Raw genomic sequence first — 18,579 nt, forward strand, 5'->3', positions numbered from 1 at the left:
TTATTAATTATGATTTTAAACTTCCTCTGAATTTTCTGTATGTGTTCACGATAGTTGAACCAGCTTCGTCAATAGAGTAAGTTAATGTGTCAATTTTAGAAGTAAAGAAATTGTAAGTAACAATTGCTAAAGCTGATGTAGCAATTCCTGTAGCAGTATTGATAAGTGCTTCAGAAATACCATTTGCTAATGCAGCTTGGTCTGGAGTTCCAGCAGTTGCTAATGCACCAAACGCTTTAATCATACCTGTTACTGTTCCTAATAATCCTGCAAGGGTTCCAAGAGCTACAAGAGTTGACAAGATAGTCATGTTTTTCTCTAACATTGGCATTTCTAATGAAGTAGCTTCTTCGATTTCTTTGTGTATAGTTTCAGATGCTTCTTCGCTAGTAAATCCTTCTTTTTTAACCTCTTGGTATTTTACTAATGCTGATTTAATTGCGTTAGCTACAGAACCTTGTTGTTTGTCACAAGCACTGATTGCATCATCAATGTTTCCAGCTTTAATGCTACTTTGAACATTACTCATGAAGTTGTCAAGATTTGCTTTTCCGCTTGCTTTAGAGATAACAAAGAAACGCTCAATAGAAAAAACAATTACCATTAAGAATAATCCCATCAAAACCGGTACAATTGGTCCACCTTTATAAACCATCGCTAAATAGTTTCCTGGTAGCGGATGACCTGTGTTTACTCCACCTTCAAAGTTAGCTCCATTACCCATGATGAATTGCCAAATTATCCATCCTACAAAAACACATGCTACGATGATGATACCTGACATCATTCCTACACCTTTTGAACTTGTTTCTTTTTTACCGTTTGCCATTTTTTTAAAATTTAATAGTTTTTAATAATTTATAAGTCATTAGTAGTTTTAATAAACTTGAATAGGAGCAAATTTAATTTTTTACTTTAAATAAAAAAACTTTTTTTGGGTTATGTGTTTTTTAAGCTTTCAATATTCATTAATTAACTAAATCGATTTCATAATTTTTATTCAAAAAAACACAAAATGAGGTTTCAATTTAATCATTTTAAATAATTCTTTTTAGTATAACGTAAAAAGTATTGAGAATTGTATAATTTGAAATAAATTATTTGTGAAACTCAAAGTTAGCTATAATTTTAACATTTTGGAGCTTATTAACTTTTTCTTTGGTTAATTTATGTTAATTTGCATCAGAAAATACGTGAAGTAAAGTTCAAATAATAGATAGATTTATGTCAAAACAAACTGATTTTAGCGAGCATATTAATAATGGTTATGCAACAAAAGGAGAGTCAATCATTCTTGGAGGAGCAATTTTAGATGGTGAAGCTTTGCCAAATACTCATGTAAAGATTCCATTAAAAACATTAAATCGACACGGATTAATTGCTGGCGCAACAGGAACGGGAAAAACTAAAACCATTCAAGTTTTGTCTGAGCAATTGTCTTCCTTTGGAATTCCCGTTTTGATGATGGATATAAAAGGTGACTTTTCTGGAATTGCAGCAAAAGGTGAGGAGAAACCATTTATTACAGAACGTCATGCTAAGATAACGCTACCTTATGAAACCAATTCTTTTCCAGTTGAATTAATGACTCTTTCGGCTCAAAATGGTGTTCGAATGAGAGCAACGGTTTCAGAGTTTGGACCAGTTCTGTTTTCTAGAATTCTCGATTTGAATGATACTCAAGCTGGTGTGGTTTCGGTTATTTTTAAATATTGTGATGATAAAAAAATGCCGCTTTTGGATTTGAAAGATGTTAAAAAACTTATTAATTACATCACTGAAGAAGGAAAAGCAGAAATAGCAGCTGATTATGGGAAAATTTCAACATCAACTACTGGGATTATTCTTCGAAAGATTATTGAATTAGAGCAACAAGGTGGTGATATTTTCTTTGGCGAAAAATCATTTGAAATTGACGATTTAATGCGATTGGATGAAAACGGAAAAGGATACGTTAATATATTACGTCTAACCGATATTCAAGATAAGCCAAAATTATTCTCTACGTTTATGTTGAGTTTATTGGCGGAAATTTATCAGCAAATGCCCGAAAAAGGTGATTCAGATCAGCCAGAATTAGTTGTTTTTATTGATGAAGCACATCTTATATTCGATCAAGCAAGCAAAGCGTTATTGGATCAAATTGAAACAATAGTAAAGTTAATTCGTTCCAAAGGAATCGGGATTTACTTTGTAACTCAAAATCCAATGGACGTTCCAGCGAGTGTTTTGGCACAATTAGGTTTAAAAATTCAACATGCCTTGCGCGCTTTTACTGCAAAAGATAGACAAGCGATTAAACAAACAGCTGATAATTATCCAACATCCGATTATTATAAAACCGATGAAGTTTTAACTTCTTTAGGAATTGGAGAAGCTTTTGTAACGGCTTTAAACGAAAAAGGAATTCCAACACCATTAGTAGCAACAATGATGCGTGCGCCAATGAGTAGAATGGATGTTTTGACTGAAACCGAGATTTTGGAGATTAATGCGAAATCAAAATTGGTAAAAAAATATGCTGAAGAAATTGACCGAGAAAGCGCTTATGAAATTTTGACCAAAAAAATCGAAGAAGCCAATCAAGCTGCCGAAGAAGTTAAACCTATTGAAGAAAAAAGAAAGTCCAACGAACCTTCAACGGCTGAAGTTATTGGAAAATCCGTAACGAAAGTAGTTACAAGTGCGAGTTTTATTCGAGGCGTTTTTGGGATATTGACTAAATTGTTTAAGAAATAGTTGAAAGATGGAAGTTCTTTCCAAAACTTTTAACCTTATAAACTCTAAACTTTTAAACTAATAAATGAAAGGATTTATTACCATCGGACTTTTAATATTATCCAATGTTTTCATGACATTGGCTTGGTATGGACATTTAAAATTTAAAGAACTGAAATGGTTTGAAAACGCTGGGTTAATAACGATTGTTTTAATCAGTTGGGGTTTGGCGTTATTCGAATATTGTTTTCAAGTTCCAGCCAATAAAATTGGTTTTCAAGGAAACGGCGGACCTTTTTCGTTAATGCAGTTAAAAGTTATTCAGGAAGTAATCACTTTGGTGATTTTTGTAATTTTCTCGATGTTATTTTTCAAAAATGAAACTTTTAGATGGAATCATGCTGTTGGTTTTTGCTTTTTAATTTTGGCTGTTTACTTTATTTTTAGAAAATAGAGTAAAGAAAATAGAAAATAGAATTTATGAAAAAATATTTTATCCAAAAAGCACCATTTGTGGTTCCAACAACGGATGGAAAACTAATTGAAGAACATCATGGGAAAGTGGCAACTGCAAATGAAGAAATTTCGATTGCACACATGATTGCGCCGCCAAAATGGAGCGAACCGTTTCAAACTCCCGAATTTGATGAATACACTTATATTATATCAGGAAAAAAACAGTTCATTATTGAAGATGAAGTTGTAATTCTTGAAGCTGGACAATCCATCAAAATTGAGAAAAACACTCGAGTTCAATATTCCAATCCGTTTGATGAACCTTGCGAATACATTGCTGTTTGTAAACCAGCTTTTGATTTTGCAAAAGTACATCGGGAAGAAAATTAGAAGGTAGAATTTAGAATTTAGAATTCAGTTTTTCTAGAATTAAATTCTCAACTTCTTTTGAGTTCCATTTTTCTTGAATGTTTTCAATTTCAAGAATTTCTTCCATGATTTTATTTTGAAAATCGCCAATGGCTAATGCTTCAGAATAAGGTTGTAAACTAAAAGTTACACGACTATAAAGCGGCATCCATTTGTCAGGATGTTTGTCTGAAAACCATTTTTCGATTTTTTTCTGTAAAAGGAATTTTTCATCAGCCGTTTTTGAACTCATTTCCATAAAATTTCGATAGGAAAGTTCGGCAATAGCATCGGTGTTAGGTTTTCTAGAATTTTCGTAATCGTTTAATAAATTTGCCCAATCATCGCCATATTTTTCAATCATATTATTTAGAACGGTAATGTCTTCAAATCCAGCATTCATTCCATGACCATAAAATGGAACAATAGCATGACAAGCATCGCCAATTAACGCCACTTTATCACTAAAAGTCCATGGAAAACATTTCATCGTTACCAAATAACTCGTAGGATTTTTGAAAAAATCTTCTACTAAATTTGGAATTACTTCTTTAGTATCTGGAAAATGTTTCGCAAAAAATGCAACTAATTGTTCTTTAGTTTTTAAGTCTTCAAAAGAATTTTCGCCGTCATGTGGCATGAACAAAGTACACGTAAAACTTCCGTCAGGATTTGCCAATGCCATAAGCATGAAATTTCCTCTTGGCCAAATGTGTAAGGCGTTTTTGTTTAGCTTGTGCGAACCATCAGAATTGGCAGGAATATTTAATTCTTTGTAACCAATATTTAAAAATTCTTGTGAATAATTAAACATACTTTGACGTTGCATTCGGTGTCTAATTCTTGAAAAAGCACCATCGGCACCAAATGTCAAATCGTAGTCTTTTGTAAACCATTCGCCTCTTTCGGTTTCGCCAATAGAAATGGTTGCTGTAGTCAAATCAACATCCCAAACTTTTTGCTCAAAGAAAAATTCAACTCCAGCTTGTTCGGCTAAATCGACCATTTTTTTATTCAATAAACCTCTCGAAAGCGAATAAATCACTTCGCCATCTTTGCCATAAAATTGCTCGTTCACGGTATCAATACCTGTATGAATAGCTCGTTTTTCAACAGGAATTCCAATGCCTAGAACTTCGTCTTCTAAACCAACATCTTTTAGCGCTTTTATTCCTCGATCAGAAAGTACTAAATTGATAGAACGACCAGAGAAATTAATTTTTCTAATATCGGGACTTCTGTCGAAAACGTGAACAGTGTGACCTAATTTTTTAAGATATATTGCCAAAAGCGTTCCTACTAATCCGGATCCAACTACGGCTATTTTTTTTGGAGTTTGCATTATATACTAAATGTTGGCAAAATATCTTGAAAATCATTCAAGCGATTTGCGTTAGTTTTTATTATCCAAATTTTAAAAGCAACAAATTTTGAAGAAATGTGTAACATATCTTTTAATTCGTTTTTTATAGTTGCTTTTTTTTCAGGAGAATTCGCTTTGTAAAATTTTGATATTTTGTTAGTGAACTTTATTAATTCAACACAAATTAGATCGTTTAAATTGTTAGCTTCTAATTTTCTTGTAATTGTACTTGGATTATGGACTTCATTTAAAAGTTCAACAGTTATTGATACAGAAGGACTATCATTTAATGAATTGAAAATTGGATTTTCTTTAGGAATAGGTTTTAACTCAAATTGAATAACATCTGTAATTATAACAGAGAAATTGGTGCAGTTTAACATTCCAACATATTTATTGCTTTTTATTCCATTACAATGACCACATGAATAAAACAAATTATTCCAATCCAATCTCAAAGTTGGGTGTGGGTTAAAATGTTCTGTTTCAATATCTATTAAATTCTTGTTTTCGCAGATATAACATTTGTGAAAAAATTCTTCCTGTACTTGTTCAATGCAACATTTATGATCATTTGTTTCAACTAAACATGCAGGAACATTGTTTGATTTAGCAATGTTAATCATGTTGTATTAATCTTTCAAATTTGTCTTTATAATCTAAATTTAGGAGATTAATCTTTAACTCCATCTCTTTTGAATTAATTAATGGTAAATCATCAAAATACTTTTTCATTTCAATTATTTCATCAATTTCTTCATCTGAATTTGATCTCTTTTTTAGTAATTTTTCGTAATGATTTATTTTTTCTAAAAGAGCTTCGGAATATTTATTACTTTCAAAATAATTCTCAACTAATGCTTCTGTAGAATATTTGCTAACATCATGGATTGTTTCTTGATATTCCATATCATAAACCACAGCATTTTCTATTGAATTTAATATAAATGGAGAATGTGTTGTTACGATGAATTGCAAATTTGGAAATAAAGTAGTTAATATTCTTAATACTTTTCTCTGTAAACTAATATGTAAATGTGTTTCTAATTCATCAATTAGTATTAAACCATTGAGTTTGTATATTTTTGATGATTTACGTTCCATTCGCATAATGATTTCTGCGATAATTCCAAGTATTGAAGAAAAACCATCTGATAAAGTATTGAATTCAAACTCTTCTCTATTTAAAGTTTTAAATTTGAATACATAATTATCTCTATCATAAATCAAATCAAGAGTTTCATCTTCAAAAATATCTCTAAATATTGATCTTATCTTTTTAAACCAATCTTCAATTTCTTTTACAGTTTTAGCGTCTTTATCAGCTTTTGCATAAAGCAATTGTACTTGCTGGTTAACTAGATATTGAAGAAATAACTCATTACCATGCTGATCTGTTTCAAAAATATCAGGTAAATCAATTTTTTGCGGCGATTTAACCTCGTTGGTTTTAAAATTTCTTTTTGCAGAAAAAGAAGTAAAGATATAATTTCCGTTTTCAAATTCATTCTTAAATGATTTAAATGTTGTATTAGTAGAGAGCATTAAATTTGAAGTTCTTCCTAAGACAACAAATAATTCATCAATTTTATCTCTAAAGAATGTTTTGTCTTCATCTTGTAATTCTACCTTAATCTTTTCAGAAGTTATATAAATATTTTCACTTTCAATCTTTTCTATGTTATTTATTATACTATCTAAACTATTACTTACTTCGTCAGGAAACTCATTCTTCAAAAATAAATTTACAAATTTTTTAATTTCATTCAACACAGATGTCTTACCGCTTCCGTTCTTTCCGGTTAAAATTAAATGTTGCATTTTTTCAGAATTGATTGGGATTATCAATCTGTCTAAATGTCTTAAATGATGTATATATAGATTTTTAACAAAGAAATGTTTCATTGTAAAACAGTTTTAAGAAAAGTTAAATTTAAATACAAAGTTAAAGTTTTTCAATCATAAATTATGATTTTTAATAAAGTTACTTTTTCAGAATAAAAATTAACTTAGTCGAAGTTTCTAAAATCTCTTTCTTATTTATTTTCATCTTTCTAAACTGACCTTTATTGTACATTTCGGCTTGGTCATTATAATGTTTACTCATCGGATTTCCCGAATTTCCTGTCGGCAAAATGGATACTGAATTTTCAACATCAGAAAAATCAATAATTCTTCGGGTTGATGGTCCAGCTTTTACCAAATGCTCTTGGTTGTCGGTATAAATGAATGCTAAATTATTAATGACTTCATTGCTTCCGGCGATGTCAAATTTTCCAACATTAAAAAAGGAACGTAATAATTTTACTTGACCAATTGGATGAACATGTTCTAGTTTATGAACTTTGTTCCAAGTCCATGAATTTACATCTTTTCCTAATTGATTTTCAAGCGAAACAATTGCTTCTACTAATGATTTTGTCAAAATTGATGCGCGATTTTCTTTTTTGTCTTTGGTCGAAATATCATCCCACCAAATGGAATTTTCGTTAGCTATTTGTGGTTCGATAATTTGTTTCACAATGTGTGTAGCGAGCAAAGCTTCGAAGTCTTTTTTACCTAATTCATCTTCAAAAGTGTTTTTCAAATAATGATAAATAAATTTATTGTAAATCGTTGGTGCAATGTCATTTTCATTATTGGAACCATCCCATTTGGATAAAATGCCGTAAGCTGTTTCAAAGTTTTTGCTCTTATTTTTTAGTTCAATATTTGGCAAAATAGTCGAAACGACAAACGAACTTCGTGAAGAAGTATTGTCAATAATCATTTTTTCGACATCGTTTTTTGTCCAATTATTTTTCGGTAAAAGCAATTTGTCAATTCGTTCGGCTCTGTCTTTTGGCAGATAATATCCTGGATACAAATAATCGTCAATAGCTTCGGTTTGATTGTTGGCAGAATACAAATAATTCCAACTTGGATTTAAAGCAGAAGGATTTTTATCAAAAGGCAAAAACTCTTTTTGATCGTCAATTCCATTAGAACCATTTAGTATGAAATTTGGATTGATGGATTTGTCTAACTTATATAATTTCCCCGAAGCTGTCCATGAAATATTGTTTTTGGCATCGCCATACATAATATTCAAACCTGGAGCATGAACGAGTTTGATACTTTTTCTGAAATCTTCGACGTTTTTGGAATGCGAAAGATGATACACCGCATCGAGAATTTGATTTTTTTCTTGCGTATAAATCCAAGACATCGCAATTGGTTTTTCAGAAGAAATAGTATTCATTACATCATTCATAATTGGTCCGTGAATACTTTCTTTAATATTCAAGACAATATCCGAACTGTCTTTAACTTTAATCGTTTTTTTACGAACCGTATAATTTTTGAATTCGTTTTTATACTTATACTGATTTGGATTTTCGGGATTATTTTCTTCCAAAAATAAATCAATATCATCGTTTTCAAACATGGTTAAACCATAAGCATAATCGCGATTATGACCTAAAAGTGGAAATGGCGTTCCGGCAAGATAATAACCATAGATTTCGTAGTTTGGTGTGGCAATATGAGCTTCAAACCAAGTACAAGGTTGGGCAAAACTAATATGCGGATCATTGGCAAAAATTACTTTACCATTTTTGGTTTTTTGTGAACCAATAATCCAACTGTTACTTCCAATGAATGGCTGAACAGGCGAGTTGCTAAGTAATGCATTTACTGTTCGTGAAATTTCGGCATAATCGCTAGCTTTTCCATCATAACTTTTTAATTGAACTGTTCCAAAAGAACCATCCAATCCAAAATCTTTCAAGTATTCTGAACCCAAATTATTCCGAATATCAGTCATCAACGGATCGGTTTTTTGCGCCATAGCAAAGCTAAAAGACATAAATCCGAAAATATTGTAAACGTCTTTCAACGTGAATGGTTTCTTTTCTAATCCTAATAAAGTGAATTCAACCGGAGTTTTTCCATTTTCCAGATACTGATTGATTCCGTCGAGATAAGCCAATGTCAGTTTGTAGGTTTCGGAGTTTTTATCAATTTGTGCGATTGTTTTTTCGGAGTTTTCATCGATGCCAAGTCCGGCAAAAAACATATCGGTTTTGGAAACTTTATTGCCAAAAAGTTCGGCCAATCTTCCGGGAGCAATTCGACGGAGTAATTCCATTTGCCACAATCTGTCTTGTGCATGAACATAACCTAAAACGGTCATGGCATCTTTCTCGGAATTGGCATAAATATGCGGAATACCATAATCGTCAAAATAAACTTCGGTAGCGGCGGAAATGTTTTTTAGGGTAACTTCGCCTTCATATTGTGGTTTGGTCGAAAGAAGATAGAAGTAAATGCCTAAAGCAATAATTAATAGTAACGAAAATAAAACGAGAAGTGCTTTTTTGATTTTTTTCATAAATTGACTAAAAATCAAATTTAAATAAAAAATCCGCAACAATTTCTGTTGCGGATTTAAAAGTTTTATCCAAAAAAATATTATTTTTTCTTCTTATCATCAATTATAGCTCCAGTTCCAGCGCCAACTCCAGCACCAACTAAACCACCAATAATTGCTCCTTCACCTTTTTTCTTGCTAACGATTGCTCCAGTTGCTGCTCCAACACCAGCGCCAATAACTGCCCCTTTTGCTGCGCCACTCCAACCTTTTTTCTTGGTTGTAGTTGTTGTTCCAGTAGTATTGTTAACTACAACAACTTCTTTTTGCTTTTGAATTTTCGCAGCTTCTATTTTCATAGAGTCAATTATCCTTTGTTTTTCAGCAACTATTTTCATTGAGTCTATTGTAGCTTGTTTCGTTTCTTGAGCAATCCCAATTGAGTCTGTATTTTTACAAGAAGTAAAAAATGACATGAACGAAATTGAAACTAATAAAAATAAATTTTTCATAATTTTTAGTATTTAAATTAACAATACAAAGTAATTGAATTGGAAACTCAAATGGATTACATAATTTTTAAAAAAAATTATATAATTAATTTATTTTACAAGAAATTCAATTCTTCTTCCGGTATTTAACCCGTTATTTTTTGCCAAAATGCCACACATGTGAAATAACATTCGAGCACCAACATTTCCGTCCCAATCGTCGGTTTCGCCTGGCGCAACTTCTACTAAATCGAAACCAATGATTTCTTTGCCGCTTTCGGCTAATTTATTGAATAGGTAAGAGGCTTGTTCAAATGAAAATCCGCCCGGAACTGGAGTTCCAGTATTTGGACAATACCAAGGATACATTCCGTCGATGTCGAAAGAAATACACACTTTTTGTGGCAACGAAGCTATGATTGCATCGCATTGTTCTGCCCAAGTTTTACCTTCAAAAGTTTCTTTTTTCAAATCGGCATCGGTGTTGACCAAAACTCTTCCGTTGGATTGTTTTACGACATCTACTTCTTGTTCGCAGAAATCACGAATTCCAACTTGGACTAGTTTAGAAATTTGTGGAAGTTGCAGCGCATTATACATTATCGAAGCGTGAGAATAGGTAAAACCTTCATAAGCAATACGCAAATCCATGTGCGCATCGAGATGTAAAATTCCAAAATTATCGTGAATGCTTGCCAAAGCTTCGTAGTAACCAAGCGGCGTTGAATGATCGCCACCAAGAAGCACCACTTTTTTGCCTTGCTTCATCCAATGCAATACTTTTTCTTTTACTTCGGTGTGCAATTCGCGACATACTTTGTTGATTTTGTCTAAATCGGCTTGTAATGCAGGATAAGTTTCGATGGCTTCGCCACTTTCGAGCATTTCGATAATAGGCTGTGCCAATTCTTTGTATTTATCAGAATTGGTTTTCCAATGTGATGGTGCTTCGTCAAGATAAATCCCGAGTTTCCATAGTTCAGGAAAATCTTGATGGTTTAAATCGACTTGAAATGATGCATCTAAAATGGCATTTGGACCTTCTGAAGCTCCAGCACCATAACTTACGGTAACTTCCCATGGCACAGGAATTACTATGATTTCTGATTGTTCTGCTGAAAATGGCAATCCGAAAACGGTTGCATCGGCTAATCCTGGTTGTGAAGGATCGAAGTTTTGTATAATTTGTTCTTTTGTCATGTCATTGCGAGGAACGAAGCAATCGCATCGTTCTTTGGTTTAATTATTTATGTAATGATTGTATTCCTTGTTTTAATCTTTGTCCAAATTCATACATATCTTCATAGGAAGTATATAACGGAACTGGTGCAAGACGAATTACGTTTGGTTCGCGCCAATCAGTAATTACGCCGTTTTTCATCAAGTAATCGAATAAGCTTCTTCCTTGACCGTGAAGAAAAACCGATAATTGACAAGCTCTTTCTTCTTGGTTGGAAGGTGTGATGATTTCAAATTCAGTTCCATCTATTTCATTATCAATTTCGTGAAGAATGAATTCTAAATAAGCGGTGATTTGATTGCGTTTTTTGATTAGTTTTTTCATTCCAACTTCGGCAAACATTTCGGCTGAAGCCAAATATGGCGCTAATGATAAAACCGGTAAATTGGAAACTTGCCAACCATCGGCTCCAATGGTTGGGTTGAAAGTTGGTTCCATTTTGAAACGATTTTCTTTTTTATTTCCCCACCAACCGGCAAATCGTGGCAAATCAGCATGATGGTGTTTTTCATGAACGAAACAGCCAGAAGCATTTCCTGGTCCGGAATTCATGTATTTATACGAACACCAAGCAGCAAAATCTACATTCCAATCGTGGAGTTCTAAGTTTATATTTCCGGCTGCGTGAGCCAAATCAAAACCTACGTTTGCGCCAACTTTATGTCCAGCTTCGGTGATGGTTTTCATGTCGAAAACTTGTCCGGTATAATAGTTTACGCCGCCAAAAAGCACCAATGCTAATTCATCGCCAACTTCTTCAATTTTTGCTAAAATATCTTCTAAACGAATGTTGTGTTCGCCTTCGCGACGTTTTACTTCTACAATTGCATCTTTTGGATCATATCCGTGATGTGTTACCTGTGATTGAAACATATATTGGTCTGACGGAAATGCTTTTTCTTCGCAGATGATTTTGTATCTGGTTTTGGTTGGTCGATAGAAGGAAACCATTAATAGGTGAAGATTTACCGTCAAGGTATTCATTACGGTAATTTCGGATGGTTTTGCGCCAACGATTTTACTTAGCGGTTCGGCAAAGCGTTCTTGATAATCCCACCAAGGTTTTTCGGCATAGAAATGTCCTTCGACGGCAAGATTTGCCCAATCGTTCATGACATCATCAACGTATTTTTTGGCAGATTTTGGTTGTAAACCGAGTGAATTTCCAGTGAAATAAATTACATCTTTTCCTTCGTGTTGCGGAAAAATGAATTCGTTTCTGTAGTGTTTCAGTTCGTCTTGAGCATCTAATTGTTGGGCGAATTCGCGGGTATTTTGAAATTTCATTGTTGTTTGTTGTTTGGATGGTAAAAATAAAGAAAAGAAAATAGAGAAAAGAAAATAGAGAAAAGAAAATAGAGAAAAGAAAAGTTAGTTTTGGGTAAGACGTTTTTCTTTTAGCCCTGATAGCAGTGGAAATCCTTTTTTGAATTGAAAAAGCAATTCAAAAAAGATTGTAACGGATAGCAGGAATAGGGTTTATAAAATGCCGATTGATTGGCTTCAAAAGAGATTCCTACGGAATGACAAAGTTGTGAAATTAAAAATCCCAATCTATTTTTATGTTAGATTGGGATGAGATTGCTTCGTGCCTCGCAATGACATTATAGTATCAACATGGCGTCGCCGTAGGAATAGAATTTGTATCCTTCTTTGATGGCTTCGTCGTAGGCTTTGCGCATTAAATCGTGTCCGCAGAATGCTGAAATCATCATTAATAATGTTGATTTTGGTGTATGGAAATTGGTTACCATGCAATCTGCAATGCTGAAATCATAAGGTGGAAAGATGAATTTGTTTGTCCAACCGTCGTATGGATTTAGTGTTTTTGCTGAGGAAACCGAGCTTTCGATGGCACGCATTGATGTGGTTCCGATACAGCAAATACGTTTTTTGTTGGCTTTTGCTTTGTTTACAATATCGCAAGCTTCTTGTGTAATTTTTAGCTCTTCAGAGTCCATTTTGTGTTTTGACAAATCTTCTACTTCTACTGGATTGAATGTTCCAAGTCCAACGTGAAGTGTTACTTCGGCAAAGTCTATTCCTTTGATTTCTAATCGTTTTAATAAGTGTTTAGAGAAGTGTAAACCAGCAGTTGGCGCGGCAACAGCTCCTTCTTCTTTGGCATAAATCGTTTGGTAACGTTCTGCATCTTCATCGGTTACTTCACGGTTGATGTATTTTGGGATTGGTGTTTCTCCCAATTCTAATAATTTTATTCTGAAATCTTCATACGAACCATCGTAAAGAAAGCGCAATGTTCTTCCACGTGATGTTGTATTGTCAATTACTTCAGCTACTAATGAATCGTCGTCGCCAAAATATAATTTGTTCCCGATACGGATTTTACGTGCTGGATCAACTAAAACATCCCAAAGACGTTGTTCTGCATTTAATTCTCTTAATAAGAAAACTTCAATTCTTGCTCCAGTTTTTTCTTTGTTTCCATACATACGCGCAGGGAAAACTTTGGTATTGTTTAAAATCATTACATCGCCATCGTCAAAATAGTCGATGATGTCTTTGAATAATTTGTGTTCGATTTGTCCTGTTTTTCTGTGTACAATCATTAAACGAGATTCGTCACGATTTTCTGCTGGATATTCGGCAAGTAATTCCGTTGGGAGATTAAAATTAAAATGAGATAATTTCATATAAAGTTATTAGTGAATAGTAATTAGTAAATAGATTTCAAAATCTTCTAATTTTCTGGATGCAAATATACTATTGTGAAATAGGCGTTGTCAAGTAAAAAGCGGTTTATTTTGAAAAGATTATCACATTGTTGGATTACAAGTGAGATGTAATAGTAAAACCAACACTTTTCAAATCTTCCCAAAAAGTAGGATACGATTTTGAAACCACTTCAGCTTCTTCAATAATGATCGGAACTTTTAAAGCCAATGGAGCAAAAGCCATTGCCATTCTATGATCCTGATAGGTTTTGATGCTTATGTTTTCATTGATTTTTTCTGATGGTTCCAAAGTCAGGCTGTCATTGGTAACAGAAACGTTAGCGCCGAGTTTTGTTAGTTCGTTTTTCAAGGCTTCCAATCGATCGGTTTCTTTGATTTTCAAAGTATGTAATCCGGTTAAATGGCAACCAATTCCCAATCCGAAACACGTTACGGCAATGGTTTGAGCGATGTCAGGCGAATTATTTAATTGTAAATTATGAGTTGTGAATGGTGAATTATTGATTTTTGAAATTGAAATTGAATTTGAATTATCATTATTGAAAACAGTTTCAACCCCAAAGTTTTTATAGATTTCAACCAAAGCGGCATCGCCTTGTAAACTGTTTTGTTTATAACTTGAAAGTGTGATTTGAGTGCCGATTTCAGATAGGGCAACGATAGAATACCAATAAGAAGCGGATGACCAATCTGATTCTATTGTAAGGAGTTTGGAGTTTATAGTAAGGAGTGGTTTAACGGTGATTTTATTTTCAATAAAAGAAGTTTTTACTCCAATTTCTTTTAACAAAGCTAATGTCATATTGATGTATGGAATAGAAGTAATTTCGCCTTCGAGTGTTAATTCTAATCCATTTTCTAGTTTTGGAGCAATTAATAAAAGTGCGGAAATGTATTGACTGCTTACATTTGCCGGAAGTGAAACTTTGTTATTTGTCAATTTTTTTCCGATGATTTTTATGGGTGGAAAACCTTCATTTTCTTCATAATAAATTTCAGTTTTGAGTTGTTGTAAAGCTTCGACTAAAATTTTAATTGGTCGTTCTTTCATTCGGGAAGAACCTGTTAGTATCACTTCTTTTCCTTCCTGAATAGCAAAATATGCCGTGAGAAAACGCATGGCAGTTCCAGCATGGTGAACGTTGAAAAGTTGAGGCACTTCGACTGCGCTCAGTGTGACAGTTGGAAGTTGTGAGTTATGAATAATGTTTTCCATAACTTCGCTATCATCAGAATTGGATACATTCTCTAATGAAATGTTTGGATTTAAAGCCTGTAACAACAACAATCTATTGGTTTCAGATTTTGAACCAGTGATTTTGACTTTTGACTTTTGACTTTTGACTTTTGATTTTTGAAGATGTAAATTCATTATTTGGAAACAACTTTTAGTCCGATGATGGAAATGATTAACGTACTAATAAAAAATACTCTCCAGAAAGTGGCTGGTTCTTTGAAAACCAATATGCCGACAAGTACACTTCCCACGGCACCAATTCCAGTCCAAACAGCATAAGCTGTTCCGATGGGTAATTCTTTGGTTACTTTTACTAACAAAACCATACTGATGGTTAGACAAATTAAAAATCCGGCGTACCAAAACCACATGGTTGTTCCAGTCGTTTCTTTAGCTTTGCCGAGACAAGTTGCAAACGCGACTTCAAATAATCCTGCTATTATTAGTAAAATCCAGTTCAATTTTTTGTGTAATTTATTGTTGTATTTTTTTCTTTGTTATCTTGTCATTTCGACGAAGGAGAAATCACACTAGTTGCTCACGTTATGAGATTTCTCCTTCGTCGAAATGACAAAATCGGTTACTTTAATTTATCATTATTATGATGTCTGTCGTGGTCGCGTTTGGTTTTTAAATCCATTTTTTTGTCAAAAGCCGCTTGTAAATCTACGCCGGTTTGATTGGCAAGACACAACACTACAAAAACTACATCGGCAAGTTCTTCGCCAAGGTCTTTGTTTTTATCGCTTTCTTTTTCGGATTGTTCGCCATAACGACGTGCAATGATGCGGGCAACTTCGCCAACTTCTTCTGTAAGTTGTGCCATGTTGGTCAGCTCGTTAAAATAACGAACGCCGTGGTTTTTAATCCATTTATCTACTTCGAGTTGGGAGTTTTTTATATCCATAATTTTGAATTGTGAATTTTGAGTTGTGAATTGTGATTTTACTATTTACTCCTTTAGAAACCCATATTCATATACTTTGGGTTTTATTTTATCGGCTAAAATGGCGAGTTTGCTTCTTAACTCAGCTAGTAGTTGTGTATAAGTTGCATCATCACTTTTTGAATTCATTCTGCCTTTGTCGTTTCTTCCCTGAAAATATTCTCTGATGTCATATAAAGAAGCGTTAACATTTACGTCTTTTTGGGCATGGTAGTATTTCCATAGTTCTCTACCAGCATCAAAAACAGCTGTGGCTTCTTCTGAGAAAACTAATGGTTTACTTTCTTTCGTTGTAGCTTGTTCAAAAAGTGTATCGTTGGTAACTTCTTGCTTTATTTTGCCTTTTATAAAATCGGTCATGAAATTACTTTCAAACTTGGCTTGGGCATTGACTTCATATTCTGTAAATGGTATCCAATGGTTGGCGCCATATTTTAATTGAACATTGTTACTATTATCGAACAAAGTAAAAGTTAGACAATCATTTTGAAATTCAAAATCACTTCGCCAATTATCATTTGGATATATAAATTGATCTCTATCATTGAGCCAATTTGCTTCAATACAATGTCTAACTGAAAAAAATATTGCTGACGGCAAAATATTTTCTTTGGTAATATAGATAGAATGACCTTTGTCAGCAGTTTCTTGTTGAATGTGTACAAGATTTTGATTTTGAAAATCATTTCTTCCTGTATTCATCATTCCTATCAAAATTTCATTTTTATTAATTTTAAATGAAGATAACCATTTACCAATTAATCCTTTTTCAAAATCATAATTAATAATGTTTTTTTCTCTTTTAAATGTTCCGAATTTATCATAAACATCTGCTAAACTTCCTTTAAAAATTTCTTTTTTATAAGTATCCCAAATGAAAAAACCAATTGGAAACTGTCCCTTAACATTATCAAATGTATCGGCTGGTGTCAAAAAAATTTTTTCGAGCTTCGCTCGAAAGAACCCTCGGAAATCCTTGAAGTTGGAAGATTGCAAATTTTTCAAAGTTGAAAAATTTGCAATCTTGCTGTTAGGGATTTCGGCGTATATTCGGGTAAGAAATAGGGTGAAAAGTTCATTACTAGCTTTTCCAATTATACCTTTATACTTATCATAAGTTTTATTGTTAATGGAAGTATTTGCTTTATTTTCTCCAGTTCCAGTTCTTTGTTTCGTATTGCCTGCCTCAGCATAAGGCGGATTAATATATACCACTAACTTTTTACGCTTTTCTTCATCATTAATAATGTCTTGCAAACTTTGTGGCAATTTGCTGAAATCATCATTCAAAAAATCAAATTGAAATACATTATTTTTTAGCAAGTTGGCACCGTGGTCAATACGTTCGTGCATTACGTTTACATCGGCTTGGTCTAGTGTGCTGGCGTAAATGTTGTATTTGTTGGTCAGTCCAGCTAAAAGGTTTCCTGTTCCTGCGGCGCAATCCCATATATAATAATCGTCTTGCCAGTTTTCGCCTAAATAATCAGTCAAATATTTTTGTGATAATTCTACCCAAATACGTGGTGTAAAAAATGCTCCTTTGCGCTCTCTGATGTCTTGTGGCACGAGTAAATCTCGGCGTTCTATTATGTAATCTTGAAATTCTTTGAGTGGTGGTCGTTTGTAGCGTTTCCAAAAATGCAAATAGGTATCTTTGTTTTTTAGCGTAATGGTGGCATCAAACATTTGCTTGAGGTTTTCCTTGGCTATTTTGTATCCTTGGTTTTGAAAAACAACAAACAAGCTGTCGCGAATGGATAAATCGTCGTCAATGTTTTGGGTATTATTATCATCTACAAATAAATCGGCTAAATAGAAATCGCTGTCAAGTATATTGGCTTTTTTTAAGTCGTCCCAATTGACATCGATGATGGGTTTTATAATTTCTAACCAACGTAAATAAATAGGGATAAAGTTGTTTTTATCAATCTTTAATTTATTGGTTGTAGTGGCTTTGGCTATATTGTTTTTTATAAATGCCTGGAGTTCTTTTTCGTCTTTTTCATAATCATACACATAGGTATTTTGCTTTAGTGTAGCTTCAATACGTTGTTTAATCAACTGAAATTCTTTGGTTTCGTGATTACTAGGTGTAACGTTCCAATTGAAATCGTTCAGGTAAAAAATGTCTTGTATGTTAATATAGGGTACAAACGCTATTTTTTTAAAATCAAAAGCACCCAAAAAAGCTGGAGGCATGGTTTTATCAAAGGTTCGTGCTTTGCCAATGGTTAAAATTAACTGCACAAACATAGTAGCTACATCAAAATTACCCGTTTTGGCTTCAGCCCAAAGCAACGGTGTGCGCCCAAATAAATTATCTTGTTGCGGAAAAACAGTAAAATCAATATTGCCCAGAATTTCGGTAGTGTCAAATTGTTTGAACCAATCGGCACCTACTTTATTCTTTAGTTCTTCTTCGCGAATGTTTTTATATTTCATTGTGGCTGTTTTGATTTCAACAAATATAAATAATTGTATTTTTAGAAGTAAGTATTGATATTGATTTAGTTTAAATTATTTCAAATAATTGTATAGATGATGTTTTTAATGATAAATACCCTGTTTTAAATATTTAAAACGGTGTTTATAAAGTTAATTTTTATGTTTTTAAAGTTATAAACGGTGTTTTTAATGTTGTAAACTACTTTTTTAATTTTAAAAACGGTT

The 18,579-nt window shown here is 33.1% G+C and carries 16 protein-coding genes; 3 read left to right on the plus strand and 13 right to left on the minus strand.

Annotated elements, in window-relative coordinates; genetic code table 11:
* Window positions 1-7: 7 nt before the first annotated feature.
* On the minus strand, window positions 8-829 hold the full coding sequence (locus G6042_RS07555) for a MotA/TolQ/ExbB proton channel family protein (protein WP_169523696.1): 822 nt from the start codon (window positions 827-829) through the stop codon (window positions 8-10).
* Window positions 830-1,224: 395 nt separating this feature from the next.
* Between G6042_RS07555 and G6042_RS07560 the strand changes: the two genes are divergently transcribed.
* From G6042_RS07560 to G6042_RS07570, 3 genes are all read left to right on the plus strand, one after another.
* Window positions 1,225-2,739 (plus strand): helicase HerA-like domain-containing protein, encoded by a 1,515-nt coding sequence (locus G6042_RS07560; RefSeq protein ID WP_169523697.1) that lies wholly within the window; start codon window positions 1,225-1,227, stop codon window positions 2,737-2,739.
* 64 nt (window positions 2,740-2,803) lie between these two features.
* The gene (locus tag G6042_RS07565; protein ID WP_169523698.1) at window positions 2,804-3,172 is read left to right on the plus strand and encodes a DMT family protein; all 369 of its coding nucleotides are present in this window, start codon (window positions 2,804-2,806) and stop codon (window positions 3,170-3,172) included.
* Between the two features lie 26 nt (window positions 3,173-3,198).
* Window positions 3,199-3,564, plus strand: coding sequence for a cupin domain-containing protein (locus G6042_RS07570; RefSeq protein ID WP_169523699.1), 366 nt, complete (start codon window positions 3,199-3,201; stop codon window positions 3,562-3,564).
* A gap of 10 nt (window positions 3,565-3,574) precedes the next feature.
* On the opposite strand, the gene G6042_RS07575 is transcribed toward G6042_RS07570, so the two are convergent.
* From G6042_RS07575 to G6042_RS07630, 12 genes are all read right to left on the minus strand, one after another.
* Window positions 3,575-4,924 (minus strand): FAD-dependent oxidoreductase, encoded by a 1,350-nt coding sequence (locus G6042_RS07575; protein WP_169523700.1) that lies wholly within the window; start codon window positions 4,922-4,924, stop codon window positions 3,575-3,577.
* Window positions 4,924-5,571 carry an HNH endonuclease family protein gene (locus G6042_RS07580; protein ID WP_169523701.1) on the minus strand — a complete coding sequence of 216 codons (648 nt, stop codon included), beginning with the start codon at window positions 5,569-5,571 and terminating at the stop codon, window positions 4,924-4,926. The genes G6042_RS07575 and G6042_RS07580 overlap by 1 nt, the downstream gene beginning before the upstream one ends.
* Window positions 5,564-6,766 carry an AAA family ATPase gene (locus G6042_RS07585; RefSeq protein WP_169523702.1) on the minus strand — a complete coding sequence of 401 codons (1,203 nt, stop codon included), beginning with the start codon at window positions 6,764-6,766 and terminating at the stop codon, window positions 5,564-5,566. Before G6042_RS07585 ends, G6042_RS07580 begins: the two co-directional genes overlap by 8 nt.
* Before the next feature lie 163 nt (window positions 6,767-6,929).
* Window positions 6,930-9,317 carry a penicillin acylase family protein gene (locus tag G6042_RS07590; protein ID WP_169523703.1) on the minus strand — a complete coding sequence of 796 codons (2,388 nt, stop codon included), beginning with the start codon at window positions 9,315-9,317 and terminating at the stop codon, window positions 6,930-6,932.
* A gap of 80 nt (window positions 9,318-9,397) precedes the next feature.
* The gene (locus G6042_RS07595; RefSeq protein WP_169523704.1) at window positions 9,398-9,808 is read right to left on the minus strand and encodes a glycine zipper domain-containing protein; all 411 of its coding nucleotides are present in this window, start codon (window positions 9,806-9,808) and stop codon (window positions 9,398-9,400) included.
* A 90-nt stretch (window positions 9,809-9,898) separates the two neighbouring features.
* Window positions 9,899-10,987 carry an agmatinase family protein gene (locus G6042_RS07600; protein ID WP_169523705.1) on the minus strand — a complete coding sequence of 363 codons (1,089 nt, stop codon included), beginning with the start codon at window positions 10,985-10,987 and terminating at the stop codon, window positions 9,899-9,901.
* 43 nt (window positions 10,988-11,030) lie between these two features.
* Window positions 11,031-12,314, minus strand: a complete 1,284-nt coding sequence (kynU, locus tag G6042_RS07605) for a kynureninase (protein ID WP_169523706.1) — start codon at window positions 12,312-12,314, stop codon at window positions 11,031-11,033.
* Window positions 12,315-12,631: 317 nt separating this feature from the next.
* Window positions 12,632-13,681: a tRNA preQ1(34) S-adenosylmethionine ribosyltransferase-isomerase QueA gene (gene queA, locus G6042_RS07610; RefSeq protein ID WP_169523707.1), complete on the minus strand. Its 1,050-nt coding sequence runs from the start codon at window positions 13,679-13,681 to the stop codon at window positions 12,632-12,634.
* Between the two features lie 136 nt (window positions 13,682-13,817).
* Complete coding sequence (aroA, locus tag G6042_RS07615; RefSeq protein WP_169523708.1) at window positions 13,818-15,095, minus strand: 3-phosphoshikimate 1-carboxyvinyltransferase; 1,278 nt, start codon at window positions 15,093-15,095, stop codon at window positions 13,818-13,820.
* Entirely contained in the window at window positions 15,095-15,421 is a 327-nt protein-coding gene (locus G6042_RS07620; RefSeq protein ID WP_169523709.1) for a DMT family transporter, read from the minus strand. The genes aroA and G6042_RS07620 overlap by 1 nt, the downstream gene beginning before the upstream one ends.
* A 119-nt stretch (window positions 15,422-15,540) precedes the next feature.
* Window positions 15,541-15,867 (minus strand): nucleotide pyrophosphohydrolase, encoded by a 327-nt coding sequence (locus G6042_RS07625; protein WP_169523710.1) that lies wholly within the window; start codon window positions 15,865-15,867, stop codon window positions 15,541-15,543.
* A gap of 45 nt (window positions 15,868-15,912) precedes the next feature.
* A complete protein-coding gene (locus G6042_RS07630; protein WP_169523711.1) occupies window positions 15,913-18,351 on the minus strand; it encodes a hypothetical protein in 2,439 nt (812 codons plus the stop codon).
* Window positions 18,352-18,579: the final 228 nt, after the last annotated feature.

The organism is Flavobacterium solisilvae, from assembly GCF_012911605.1.
Classification (GTDB): Bacteria; Bacteroidota; Bacteroidia; order Flavobacteriales; family Flavobacteriaceae; genus Flavobacterium; species Flavobacterium solisilvae.